This is a genomic window from Microbacterium sp. ZW T2_14, from assembly GCF_044987405.1.
Classification (GTDB): domain Bacteria; phylum Actinomycetota; class Actinomycetes; order Actinomycetales; family Microbacteriaceae; genus Microbacterium.
Genome location: NZ_JBJDRK010000031.1, coordinates 12,688 through 25,121 on the forward strand (window position 1 = coordinate 12,688; position 12,434 = coordinate 25,121).

Sequence of the window (12,434 nt, forward strand, 5' to 3'; positions counted from 1 at the left end):
CCCTACTTCAGCAGGCGCGACAAGCGTCGGTCGGCGAGGATCTTGCCGCCCGTCTGACAGGTCGGGCAGTACTCGAGCGAGTTGTCGGCGAAAAACACGCTGCGCACCTCGTCCCCGCAGACCGGGCACTTCTCACCGCGACGCCCGTGCACCTGCATGCCGCGACGTTTGGCGTCCTTGAGCTCGGCCGGTGGTTTGCCGGATGCCTCGGCGACGGCATCCGTCAAGGTCTCGGTCATCGCGTCGAAGAGTCGGGCCACATCGTCGTCGGTGAGCGAGGTGGCGAGGGCGTACGGCGACATCTTCGCCGCATGCAGGATCTCGTCCGAGTAGGCGTTGCCGACCCCGGCGATCGTCGCCTGGTCGCGCAGGACGCCCTTGATCTGGGTGCGTCGCCCCTCCAGCAGGCCCGCGAGGGTGTCGCGTGTGAACGACGGATCGAGCGGGTCGGGGCCGAGTCGAGCGATGCCGGGAACGTCGGCGGGATCGCGCACGACGTATACCGCGAGCGACTTCTTGGTACCCGCCTCGGTGAGGTCGAATCCGGCGCCGTCCGACAGGGCCACCCGCAGCGCGATCGGCGTCTTGCCCGGCCGGATGACGGTCTTCGGCAGCTCGTCGTACCAGCGCAGCCACCCGGCCTTCGCGAGGTGGAACACCAGGTGCGGTCCGGTCGTCGACAGGTCGACGAACTTGCCGTGGCGGGTGGCGCCGGTGATCTCGGCATCCGCCAGCGACTCGATCGGCGGGTCGTACGTCTTCAGCGCCGCGATGTTGGCGACCGTGGCGCGCGTGATGCGCACGCCGGTGAGCCGCTCGCGGAGGAAGTCGACGAGTCCCTGCACCTCGGGCATCTCGGGCATGCGCTCATCCTGCCACGCAGCGGCGACACGCGGGCCGGTCCGGACCGGGTGTCAGTCGAGCACAGGCCAGGCCTGAGGAATCCGGTCGTCCGAGCTGAGCAGGCCGGCGATCCAGCCGTCGTCGCGCCCCTGCGCGCCGACGAGCGCCTGGCGCAGCGTGCCTTCGTAACGGAAGCCCAGGGTGCGAGCGGCGCGCGCGGAGCCGACGTTGCCGACGACCGCGCGCCACTCGATGCGGTGCAGGCCCAGCCCGTCGGCGGCGAAGCCCCAATCGAGGACGGCCCGCGCGGCCTCGGTGAGCAGCCCGCGCCGCCGCGACCAGGGCGACACCCAGTAGCCGAGCTCGCCCGCGCCGCGCCCGTCGAGGCGGTAGAGCCCGATCATGCCGGCGAGCACCGGTCCTTCGCGCATCGCCCACGTGACGTGCGCGCCACTCTCCCAGTCGGCGGCGGTCCGGGGCACGAACTCCTCGGCGTGCGTCCGCTCGTAGGGTGAAGGGACGGTCGTGTATCGCTGCGTCTCGGCGTCCTGGCACGCCTCGTAGATGGCGTCGACATCGGCCTCCACCGGCAGCGACAGCTCCAGCCGGCCGGTGCGGATAATCGTGGGTTCCACCCGCCCACCTTATGGTCATTCGCCCCGCCGGTCTGGGCGGCGTCCCCGCCGGCCGACCTGTACCGTTCTCAGGATCGGCCGGCCCCGGCATCGCTCACAACCGCGGAAACACGCGGACTGTGCAGGCTGCACCCGCCGACGTTCCTGAGAACGGTACGGCCGCCGGTCTTCGAACGGGCCCGGGCGCCCGGGATGACTCCACACGCGGGACGCTCCGCACCCCAACGGCGGCCGGAGAACGCAGCGGCGGCGTCTCCTCCACACCGGGTTCGTCGGGCAAGTCATCCACGAATCTCGCGGGAACGAGCGGCGCCGTTCGTCCGCTCACCCAGGCTCGCCACCATGAATGTGCACCACCAGACCCGCGCCACACTGCTGGCGCAGGGTCACACCCGTCGGTCGATCCAGGCGGCGATTCGCACCGGCGAGCTCATCCACGTACGCCGGGATCGCTACCTCACGCCGGATGTCGATGACCTCGTCGTGCGTGCTGTGCGGGTCGGTGGACGGCTGACGTGCCTGTCGCTCTTGGCGCTGCTGGGCGTATTCGTCCTCCGAAACCATCAGCTTCATGTCCAGGTCGCGCCGGGGGCAGGCAGGCTTCGCGCCCCCGACGACCGTCAGAGGCCGGCGGCAGCCATCCGTGCGGGGGCCGTGAGACTGCACTGGACGGAGATGCCGGAAGTGCCGCAATCGGCGTGTGCCGTCGGCGTCGTCGACGCGTTGGTCCACGCGATTCTGTGTCAGCCGCCGCGCGCAGCAGTCGCGACCCTCGACAGCGCCGTGCACCTCGGACTGATCACGATGTGGCAGTTGGCGGAGGTGTTCGCGCGACTTCCCGCGCGGTTCCAGGTGCTGGGCACCTTCGTCGATGGGCGGGCCGAGTCGGGTCCCGAGTCGCTGATCCGCCTGATGGCGCGGCGGCTCGGATGCGAGGTGCGCCTACAGGTGTCGTTCGACGGTGTGGGGCGGGTCGACCTGGTGCTGGACGGCTGGCTCGTTGTCGAGTGCGACAGCAAGGAGTTCCACGCCGATTGGGCGGCCCAGGTCCGGGACCGCGAGCGCGACCTGGCACTCGCCGGCCTCGGCTACTGCACGTTCCGCGTGACGGCAGCCGCGATCATGTATCGCCCGGACGAGGTGTTCGCCGCGCTGCGCGGGCTGATTCTCTCCCGTCGTGCGGTGTGAGCGTACCGTTCTCAGGATCGACCCCGCCCCGCGCCGTCGTATCCGCGGAATCATCGGCCGCTCCCGACGCCGATGCGCCGGCGGTCCTGAGAACGGTACGCCGGCCGCCTCGAAACCAGTGGCGCGGTCGCGCACACAGGGGACCCGGAGCGGGGGAGACAGGACGGATGCCGCGGCGCGGGGCCGCGGCATCCGTCCGGGTTCAGCGGGAGCGGCGCAGGAGGCCGACCCTGTCGTACACGTCGTCGAGAGTGCGGCCGGCGACGGACTCGGCCCTCGCGGCGTTCGCGGCGAGGACGCGGTCGAGCTCGGCGGGATCGTCGAGCAGCTCGAGCGCCCGCTCGCGCACCGGGCCGAACTCGTTCACGACGACCTCGGCGAGGCCCTTCTTGAAGTCGCCGTAGCCGCGACCGGCGTACTCGTCCTCGATCGCCGGGATCTGCCGGCCTGTGAGGGCCGCGTAGATCACGAGCAGGTTCGACACTCCGGGCTTGGCCTCGCGGTCGTACCGCACCGACCCTTCCGAGTCGGTGACGGCGCGCATGACCTTCTTCGCCGACACCGCCGGATCGTCGAGCATCCACAGGGTGCCGGCGTCGGACTCCGACGACTTCGACATCTTCGACGTCGGGTTCTGGAGGTCGTAGATGCGGGCGGTCTCCTGCTGGATGACCGGCATCGGCACCGTGAAGGTCTGACCGAAACGGCTGTTGAAGCGCTCCGCGAGGTCGCGGGTGAGCTCGACGTGCTGCTTCTGGTCGTCACCGACCGGCACGATATCGGTCTGGTACAGCAGGATGTCGGCTGCCATCAGCACCGGATAGGTGAAGAGTCCGACCGACGTCGCCTCCGAGCCGTAGCGCTGCGACTTGTCCTTGAACTGCGTCATGCGGCCGGCCTCGCCGAAGCCCGTGATCGTCGAGAGGATCCACGCGAGCTCGGCGTGCGCCGGCACGTGCGACTGCACGTAGAGCGTCGACCGGGAGGGCTCGATTCCCGCCGCGATGTACTGCGCGGCGGTGCGGCGCGTCTTCTCTCGCAGATGCTCCGGATCCTGCGCGACGGTCATCGCGTGCAGGTCCACGACCGAGAAGAACGCCTCGTAGGACTCCTGCAGATCGCGCCACTGCATGAGCGCCCCGATGTAGTTGCCGATCTGGAGCGAGTCGGCGGAGGGCTGCATGCCGGAGTACAGGCGCGGTTTGCTCATCCGGCAAGTCTATAAAGCGGATGCCGCGGCCTGCGCCGCGCCGGCACCCGTCGAGCAGGCGCGCCGGGTCGAGGGGCTCAGTGCCCGATCGTGTAGTCGGCGACGACGGGGGAGTGGTCGCTCCAGCGCGTGTCCCAGGAGGGCGCGCGCACGACGCGATAGTCGACGACCCGGGCGCCGAGCTCGGGCGTCGCGAGGTGGTAGTCGATCCGCCATCCGGCGTCGTTGTCGAACGCGCGGCCGCGCATCGACCACCAGGTGTACGGGCCGTCGACGTCGCCGTGGAAGCGGCGTCCGATGTCGACCCAGCCGAGGCCGGTGCCGTGAGAGCCGTCGGTGCCGGTGACCTCCGCGCCCTCCTCGCCGAAGAAGCGGTCGAAGTACGCACGCTCCCGGGGGAGGAACCCGGCCTTCTTGACGTTGCCCTTCCAGTTGCGGATGTCGAGCTCGCGGTGGCCGACGTTCAGGTCGCCCATCACGAGGGCCAGCGGCGATGCGGCCTTGAGCTGCGGCATCCGCTTCTCCATGGCGTCCAGGAACGCCCATTTCGCGTCCTGCTTGGGCGTCTCGGCCTCACCGGTGTGCACATACGCGCTCACCACGATGAGCCGCTCGCCGTCGATGTCGAAGTCCGCCTCGATCCAGCGGCCGGCGCTGTCGAGCACCTCCGCGGCGTCGTCCGCGGCCGGTCCGAGAACGCGCCGCACCTCGATGGAGGGGATGCGGCTGGCCACGGCCACGCCGGCACGGCCCTTGGACAGCGCCTCGTCGTTGACGATCTCCCAGCCGGGGAGCGCCGCGCGCAGCTCCTCTTCGGTCGCCCGCACCTCCTGCAGAGCCAGCACGTCGATGTCGGCGGCATCGAGCCAGTCGTTCATGCCCTTGCGGGTGGCGGCACGGATTCCGTTGACGTTGACAGAGGCGATGCGAACACGGCGAGACACGACGGCAAGACTATCCGCCGCCGCCGACACTTATTCGAACAGGCTGCCCGGCTTCTTGGTCGAAGCGGGCGGGGCAGCGGCTTCGACCTGGGCGAGCTCCTGCTCTGCTTCCCGTACCGCGCGGTCGGCCGCCCACTGCCGGTACCAGGGAGCCGTGTCGCGCGCCCCCTGGGCCGTGCGCAGCCGGACTCGCGCCGCCACGAGCAGGGCGGCGTGCTCGGCGGCGAGACGCTCGGCCTCGGTCTGCGGCAGCAGGGGGATCTCCTGGTCCTTCGCGGAGACGGCGATCCACGCCGCAGCCACCAGCATGATGATGCCGATGATGCGGAACCACAGCAGGAGGCCGACGAAGATCGCGAACGTCGCCAGCAGGGCGTTCGTGGGCGTGTAGACGAACAGCCAGCCCGTGAACAGCTGCAGCACGGTGATGGCGCCGCCGCCGAGGAGCGCGCCGGGCCAGATCCGCCGCCACGGCAGTTTCGTCCCGGTGAGGAAGCGGATGAGCCCTCCGAGCGCGGCGCTGAAGATGACGAAGGAGATGGCCACGGTTCCGATGCTCGTGGTCGCCCCGACCCAGCCCGACGCGTTCTCCCACCCGAGGACGCCGAACACCCACCTCAGCGCCCAGGTGCCGAGCGTCTGCGCTGCGAAGCCGACCACCAGGGCAAGCGCGAACAGCCCTGCGCCGACGAGATCCCGCGCCTTCAGATAGAAGTAGCTGCGCAGATCCGGCGGCAGCCCGAAGATGTCGCGCACCGCACGGCGGCTGAAGGTCACGAACCCGATGGCCGTCCAGATCAGTGTGCCGAGGGCGATGATGCCCGTGACGCCGAGGACGCCGGCGTTGCTGGTCGCCACCTCGGTCACCTGCTGCTGGGTGAACAGCCCGTCGTCGCTGATCAGACCGGGGATGTAGAGGTTGATGAGGTTGATGAGCCCCTCGATCGCGTCCTCACTGCCGCCGAGCCAGAGCCCCGCGATCGCGAAGGCGACGTAGATCCCCGCGAAGGTCGCGAACAGCGCCTGGTAGCTGACTCCCGCGGCCAGGAGGAAGCCGTTGTGCTGGAGGAAATGGCGCCACACCCGCACCGGGAACCACGCCATCGTGCGCTGGGTCAGCGCGGTCGCTCTGCTGATGGGCTGGTCGAAGCGCTCGCGCAGGTTCTCCTGCGTCGCCTCCCAGCGAGCCCTGAGGGACTCCTCCTCACGCTGCGCGGCATCAGCCTGATCGCGAGCCTCGTCGTGCTCCTGCGCCCGCGCGCGATCCTGTCTGCGCGCATCGTCCCGTTGGCTCACGGAAGCCAGAGTATCGACTGAGGGATGCCGCATCCCGCCGCGTCGCGGCATCCGTTCGCCAACGGGGGAGAAGTGCTAGGCGCGTCCGCGAAGGACGGCCTGCTTGACCTCGGCGATCGCCTTCGTCACCTCGATGCCACGCGGGCACGCCTCGGTGCAGTTGAAGGTGGTGCGGCAGCGCCACACGCCTTCCTTGTCGTTGAGGATGTCGAGGCGGACGTCGCCGGCGTCGTCGCGCGAGTCGAAGATGAAGCGGTGCGCGTTGACGATCGCAGCCGGGCCGAAGTACTGCCCGTCGGTCCAGAAGACCGGGCACGACGAGGTGCACGCGGCGCACAGGATGCACTTCGTGGTGTCGTCGAAGACCTCGCGGTCGACGATCGACTGGATGCGCTCCTTGCCCGGCTCGGGCTTCGAGTTCGCGATGAGGAACGGCTGCACTTCGCGGTACGACGCGAAGAACGGCTCCATGTCGACGACGAGGTCCTTCTCGAGGGGAAGGCCCTTGATCGCCTCGACGTAGATGGGCTGCGAGATGTCGAGATCCTTGATGAGGGTCTTGCACGCGAGCCGGTTGCGGCCGTTGATGCGCATCGCGTCGGAGCCGCAGATGCCGTGCGCGCAGGAGCGGCGGAAGGTCAGCGACCCGTCGACCTCCCACTTGATCTTGTGCAGGGCGTCCAGCACGCGGTCGGTCGAGTACAGCTCGACGTCGTAGTCGACCCAGCGCGGCTCTTCGTCGACCTCCGGGTTGAACCGGCGGATGATGAAGGTCACCAGGAACGACTGGATGCCGGTGTCGCCCGTGGTCTCGACCTCGGTGGCGGCGTCGGCAGGCGTGTCTACTGCGGCCAGCGTCGACATCAGTACTTCCTCTCCAACGGCGGGTAGCGCAACTCGCCGGCCTCGTTCTTCGTGAAGACGACGGGCTTCCAGTCGAGGCGGATGTGGTCCTCGGAGTGCGAGGAGCCGGCATCCCCCGACAGGTACGCCATCGTGTGCTGCATGTACTGCTCGTCGTCGCGGTGCGGGAAGTCGTCGCGCATGTGGCCGCCGCGGCTCTCCTTGCGGTTGCGAGCGGTCACGACGACGACCTCGGCGATGTCGAGGAGGAAGCCGAGCTCGACGGCCTCCAGCAGGTCGGTGTTGTAGCGCTTGCCCTTGTCGTCGACGTGCACGTTCTTGAAGCGCTCGCGCAGCTCCTCGATGACGTCGAGCACCTCGCCGAGCGACTCGTCGGTGCGGAACACCTGGGCCTTGCGGTCCATCTCGTCCTGCAGCGTCTTGCGCAGCACGGCGATGCGCTCCGTGCCCTGGTTGTTGCGCAGGCCCTCGATGAGGCCGCGCACCTCGGCGGCGGGATCCTCGGGGAGGGGCACGAAGTCGGCGGTCTTGACGTACTCCACGGCGTTGCGCCCGGCGCGCTTGCCGAACACGTTGATGTCGAGCAGCGAGTTGGTGCCGAGGCGGTTGGATCCGTGCACCGAGACGCACGCGCACTCGCCGGCGGCGTAGAGGCCGGGCACCACCGTGGTGTTGTCGCTCAGCACCTGCGCGTCGTTGTTGGTCGGGATGCCGCCCATCGCGTAGTGCGCGGTGGGCATCACCGGCACGGGCTCGACGACGGGGTCGACGCCGAGGTACGTGCGGGCGAACTCGGTGATGTCGGGCAGCTTCGTCTCGAGCACCTCGGCGCCCAGGTGGGTGCAGTCCAGGAGCACGTAGTCGCGGTGCGGACCGGCGCCCCGGCCCTCGGCGACCTCCTGCACCATGCAGCGGCTGACGATGTCGCGCGGCGCGAGGTCCTTGATGGTGGGGGCGTACCGCTCCATGAACCGCTCTCCGCTCACGTTGCGGAGGATCGCGCCCTCGCCGCGTGCACCTTCGGTGAGCAGGATGCCGAGCCCCGCCAGTCCGGTGGGGTGGAACTGGAAGAACTCCATGTCTTCCAGCGGCAGGCCCTTGCGCCAGATGATGCCCACTCCGTCGCCGGTGAGGGTGTGCGCGTTCGAGGTGGTCTTGAAGATCTTGCCGAAGCCGCCGGTGGCGAAGATGACGGCCTTCGACTGGAAGACGTGCAGCTCGCCGGTGGCGAGCTCGTAGGCGACGACGCCCGCGATCTGCTTGTCCTTGCCCTCGCCCACGGTGATGAGGTCGAGCACGTAGAACTCGTTGAAGAAGTTGATGCCGAGCTTGACGCAGTTCTGGAACAGCGTCTGCAGGATCATATGGCCGGTGCGGTCTGCCGCGTAGCAGGCGCGGCGCACCGGCGTCTTGCCGTGGTCGGCGGTGTGGCCGCCGAAGCGGCGCTGGTCGATCTTGCCCTCGGGCGTGCGGTTGAACGGCAGGCCCATGTTCTCGAGGTCGATGACCGCGTCGATGGCCTCCTTGGCGAGGATCTCGGCGGCATCCTGGTCGACGAGGTAGTCGCCGCCCTTGACGGTGTCGAAGGTGTGCCACTCCCACGAGTCCTCTTCGACGTTGGCGAGCGCCGCCGCCATGCCGCCCTGCGCCGCACCGGTGTGCGAACGCGTGGGGTACAGCTTCGAGATGACGGCCGTCCGTGCACCCGGCCCGGCTTCGATGGCCGCCCGCATGCCGGCGCCGCCGGCGCCCACGATGACGATGTCGAACTGGTGGTAGTGCACGCCGTCCTTGACGTAGCTTGCAATGCTCTCGGTGCCGGCAGGGGTCTCAGTGCTCACGCTGGATGCTTTCGGTGGTCGATGCTCGGGGAAACGCCCGAACGCTATGCGCAGATGCTGACGATGACGTCGGACGCGGTGTCGGCATCGAAGCCGAGGCACGGGTCGAAGGTGAAGACCACGAGGGTTCCGAGGACGATGAGGAACGCCGCGGCGAGCCACAGCGCCCACACCAGCACTCGGCGGGTGGTCGGGTGCGTCACGTAGTCGTTCACGATCGTGCGCATGCCGTTGGCGCCGTGGATCAGTGCGAGCCAGAGCATCAGGACGTCCCACCACTGCCAGAACGGCGAGGCGAACTTGCCGGCGACGAAGGCGAAGTCGATCCCGTGGATGCCCTCGCCGAGCATCAGGTTCACGAACAGGTGGCCGAAGATGAGGACCACGAGCAGCACGCCCGAGGCGCGCATGTAGATCCAGCCCCACTTCTCGAGGTTGGGACCCTTCCGCCGTGCGGGGGCGTGCGGGGCGCGGGGGTCGGCGATGGTGGTCATCAGTGGCCTCCTCCCGGAGCGAAGGCGAGCATGAGGTGGCGCGGCGCGAAGCCCAGCATCGTCACGACCCACAGTCCGAGGACGCCCCACCACAGCTGACGCTGGTGGCGCGTGGCCCACGACCAGAAGTCGACGAGGATGATGCGCAGCCCGTTGTAGGCGTGGTACGCGATCGCGCCGACGAGGGCGACCTCGCCGAGGGCCATCACCCAGTTCTTGTACGTGCCGATCACCGCGTCGTACGCCTCGGGCGAGACCCGGATGAGCGCGGTGTCGAGGATGTGGACCAGCAGGAAGAAGAAGATCGCGACGCCGGTGATGCGGTGCAGCACCCACGACCACATTCCTTCGTTCCCGCGGTACAGCGTGCCGCGGGGGACTCGGGAGGTGGTCTCGGATACCGACGGTGTGACGCGTGCTGGTGCAGACACGGCCGTCCTCCTTGGATCGAAACACGGTGGGGCTGGCCTCTGACGGCGAGGCGTCCCCCGAAGTGGGCCCGAAGCGGTGTGCTGCGGGCCGTCGGCGTCACGCGGGCGCTGCGACCATCCTATTCCCGTCGCGCGCGGCTGGGGGATTAGGGCGGCCTAACTTATCTCGACGTCGAGAGATCTCCGGGCCTACGGCAACGACGTGGAAAACGCCCCGAAACCTTTTGCCCTGCGTGAAAGCGCGGCCTAGCGTTTGTTGCACGCAAAAACATATGCGTGGCTCACGCCCCGCATATCACCGACAACGATGTCAGGAGTTTCCCCATGCGCCGATCTGTCCGATCACTTCTGGCGGCCACAGCCGCCGCCGCCCTCGTGCTGCCGCTCTGGGGCGCGACCGCGGCGAACGCCGAGCCGCCCGGCTACAGCCACGCCGACAAGGACGCCCTGCGGACGCAGGCGCCGCGCGACCTCGCCATCGGCAGCGCCGTGTGGGGGCAGCGCGACCTCGTGCAGTACGACCGCCACGCCCCCACGGAGTACCAGCAGGTGCTCAGTGCGCAGTTCTCGTCGCTGACGCCCGAGAACGACATGAAATGGGAGTCCGTGCACCCGGCTCCGGATGTCTATGACTTCGCGTCGGCCGACGCGCTGGTCGCCTTCGCCCAGGCGAACCACCAGCAGGTGCGCGGCCACACGCTGCTGTGGCACAGCCAGAACCCGGCGTGGGTCACGGCGGCGAGCCAGACGTGGACGTGCGACCAGGCGCGTGCCGTGCTCGAGGACCACATCCGCACCGTGGTCGGTCACTTCAAGGGCCGGATCTACGAGTGGGACGTCGCCAACGAGATCTTCCAGGACACGTGGGACAACGGCGGTGTGCGGCTGCGCACGGGGGCGAACCCGTTCCTCAAGGCCTGCGCCACCGACCCCATCGCGCTCCTGGAGGACGCGTTCCGCTGGGCGCACGAGGCCGACCCCGAGGCGGTGCTGTTCCTCAACGACTACAACGCGGAGGGCATCAACGAGAAGACCGATGCCTACTATGCGCTCGCGCAGCGCATGCTGGCCGACGGCGTGCCGCTCGGGGGCTTCGGCGCCCAGGGCCACCTCAGCCTGCTGTACGGCTTCGACACCTCGATCCAGGCGAACTTCGAGCGCTTCGCGGCGCTCGGACTGCATGTGGCGGTGACCGAGGCGGATGTCCGCATCCCCCTGCAGCCCGGCGAGACCGGCCCGACGCCCGAGCAGGTCACCGTCCAGGCGGAGCGCTACGACGCGATGCTCGAGGCCTGCCTGAACGTGACCGCCTGCTCGTCCTTCACGGTGTGGGGCTTCCCGGACGCGAACTCCTGGGTTCCCGACGTGTTCCCCGGTGAGGGCTGGGCGACGATCTTCGAGGACGACTACACGCCCAAGCCGGCGTTCACAGCGATGCTGGAGTCGCTGCGCGACGCCACGCCCGGCACCTCTCCGCGGCGGGGCTGAGCGGAGCGTGACGGCGGCCGGCCGGACGCCCGGCCGCCGTCACGCACGCGGGCGTCGCGGTAGCCTCGGTGGCATGCCAGGACCCATCGACGACTTCTACGCCGTGATCCCCGCCGGCGGCATCGGGAGCCGGCTGTGGCCGCTGTCCCGCGCCGATGCGCCGAAATTCCTCCACGACCTCACCGGCTCGGGGCGCACCCTGCTGCGCGACACGTGGGACCGGCTCGAGCCGCTCGCCGGCCCCGACCGGATCGCCGTCGTGACGGGCCGTGCGCACCGCGCGGCGGTGGAGCGGGAGCTGCCCGGCATCGCCGACAAGAATGTCGTGCTCGAGTCGGAGCCCCGTGACTCGACGGCGGCGATCGGTCTCGCCGCAGCGATCCTGTCGCGCCGTGAGCCCGACGTCATCATCGGCTCGTTCGCGGCCGACCACGTGATCCGCGTGCCGCAGCTCTTCGACTGGGCGGTGAACCAGGCCGTCGCCACGGCGCGCGAGGGCTATATCTGCACCATCGGCATCCAGCCGTCCGAGCCGTCCGTCGGCTTCGGCTACATCAGGAAGACCGACGCCCTCTCGATCGACGGCGCGCCCGAGGCGGCTCTCGTCGGCAGTTTCGTCGAGAAGCCCGACCTGGAGACGGCGAAGGAGTACTTCGCCGACCGGAACTATCTCTGGAACGCCGGCATGTTCATCTCCCGTGCGGATGTGCTGCTCGGCGAGATCGCCGAGAACGAGCCGCAGCTGTACGCGGGACTCATGGACCTCGCCGAGGCGTGGGACGACCGCGACGAGCGTGGACCGGTCGTCGACCGGGTGTGGCCGAGTCTCAAGAAGATCGCCATCGACTATGCGGTCGCCGAGCCTGCCGCCGCGAAGGGCCGCCTCGCGGTCATCCCCGGTCACTTCGACTGGGACGACGTCGGCGACTTCGCGAGCCTCGCCAAACTCAACTCGCACGGCCGCAAGAACGACCTCGCGATCCTGGGCGAGAACGCCCGCGTGCTGTCGGACGCCGCCAGCGGCATCGTGGTCAGCCAGACGCGGCGGGTCATCAGCGTGATCGGCGTGCGTGACATCGTCGTCGTCGACACCGAGGATGCGCTGCTCGTCACGACGAGCGAGCACGCCCAGCGCGTGAAGGGCGTCGTCGACGCGCTCAAGCTCAGCGGGCGCGGCGAGGTGCTGTGACGGTCCCCACG

Annotated in this window: 12 protein-coding genes; 3 read left to right on the plus strand and 9 right to left on the minus strand. The window is 69.2% G+C overall.

What is annotated here, in order from left to right; genetic code table 11:
- Nucleotides 1–2: 2 nt before the first annotated feature.
- Both ACI3KY_RS11775 and ACI3KY_RS11780 read right to left on the minus strand, forming a co-directional pair.
- Nucleotides 3–863, minus strand: a complete 861-nt coding sequence (locus tag ACI3KY_RS11775) for an Fpg/Nei family DNA glycosylase (protein WP_404930357.1) — start codon at nucleotides 861–863, stop codon at nucleotides 3–5.
- 51 nt (nucleotides 864–914) lie between these two features.
- On the minus strand, nucleotides 915–1,478 hold the full coding sequence (locus ACI3KY_RS11780; RefSeq protein ID WP_404930358.1) for a GNAT family N-acetyltransferase: 564 nt from the start codon (nucleotides 1,476–1,478) through the stop codon (nucleotides 915–917).
- Between the two features lie 342 nt (nucleotides 1,479–1,820).
- Here ACI3KY_RS11780 and ACI3KY_RS11785 point away from each other — a divergent pair, with 342 nt between their 5' ends.
- A complete protein-coding gene (locus tag ACI3KY_RS11785) occupies nucleotides 1,821–2,666 on the plus strand; it encodes an endonuclease domain-containing protein (RefSeq protein WP_404930359.1) in 846 nt (281 codons plus the stop codon).
- A 202-nt stretch (nucleotides 2,667–2,868) separates the two neighbouring features.
- Here the strand turns inward: ACI3KY_RS11785 and trpS are convergent, their stop codons facing one another.
- The 7 genes from trpS to sdhC all read right to left on the minus strand — a co-directional run bounded on the left by trpS (nucleotide 2,869) and on the right by sdhC (nucleotide 9,746).
- Complete coding sequence (trpS, locus tag ACI3KY_RS11790; protein ID WP_404930360.1) at nucleotides 2,869–3,876, minus strand: tryptophan--tRNA ligase; 1,008 nt, start codon at nucleotides 3,874–3,876, stop codon at nucleotides 2,869–2,871.
- A 77-nt stretch (nucleotides 3,877–3,953) separates the two neighbouring features.
- Nucleotides 3,954–4,820 (minus strand): exodeoxyribonuclease III, encoded by an 867-nt coding sequence (locus tag ACI3KY_RS11795; RefSeq protein WP_404930361.1) that lies wholly within the window; start codon nucleotides 4,818–4,820, stop codon nucleotides 3,954–3,956.
- Between the two features lie 30 nt (nucleotides 4,821–4,850).
- A complete protein-coding gene (locus tag ACI3KY_RS11800) occupies nucleotides 4,851–6,116 on the minus strand; it encodes a YihY/virulence factor BrkB family protein (protein WP_404930362.1) in 1,266 nt (421 codons plus the stop codon).
- 75 nt (nucleotides 6,117–6,191) lie between these two features.
- Nucleotides 6,192–6,980 (minus strand): succinate dehydrogenase iron-sulfur subunit, encoded by a 789-nt coding sequence (locus ACI3KY_RS11805; protein ID WP_404930363.1) that lies wholly within the window; start codon nucleotides 6,978–6,980, stop codon nucleotides 6,192–6,194.
- Nucleotides 6,980–8,821 (minus strand): succinate dehydrogenase flavoprotein subunit, encoded by a 1,842-nt coding sequence (gene sdhA, locus ACI3KY_RS11810; RefSeq protein WP_404930364.1) that lies wholly within the window; start codon nucleotides 8,819–8,821, stop codon nucleotides 6,980–6,982. Before sdhA ends, ACI3KY_RS11805 begins: the two co-directional genes overlap by 1 nt.
- A gap of 44 nt (nucleotides 8,822–8,865) precedes the next feature.
- Nucleotides 8,866–9,315: a succinate dehydrogenase hydrophobic membrane anchor subunit gene (locus ACI3KY_RS11815; protein WP_404930365.1), complete on the minus strand. Its 450-nt coding sequence runs from the start codon at nucleotides 9,313–9,315 to the stop codon at nucleotides 8,866–8,868.
- Entirely contained in the window at nucleotides 9,315–9,746 is a 432-nt protein-coding gene (sdhC, locus tag ACI3KY_RS11820) for a succinate dehydrogenase, cytochrome b556 subunit (RefSeq protein ID WP_163620584.1), read from the minus strand. The genes ACI3KY_RS11815 and sdhC overlap by 1 nt, the downstream gene beginning before the upstream one ends.
- A 324-nt stretch (nucleotides 9,747–10,070) precedes the next feature.
- Between sdhC and ACI3KY_RS11825 the strand changes: the two genes are divergently transcribed.
- Nucleotides 10,071–11,234 carry an endo-1,4-beta-xylanase gene (locus ACI3KY_RS11825; RefSeq protein WP_404930366.1) on the plus strand — a complete coding sequence of 388 codons (1,164 nt, stop codon included), beginning with the start codon at nucleotides 10,071–10,073 and terminating at the stop codon, nucleotides 11,232–11,234.
- A gap of 73 nt (nucleotides 11,235–11,307) precedes the next feature.
- Entirely contained in the window at nucleotides 11,308–12,423 is a 1,116-nt protein-coding gene (locus tag ACI3KY_RS11830; RefSeq protein WP_404930367.1) for a mannose-1-phosphate guanylyltransferase, read from the plus strand.
- The last annotated feature ends 11 nt before the right edge of the window (nucleotides 12,424–12,434 follow it).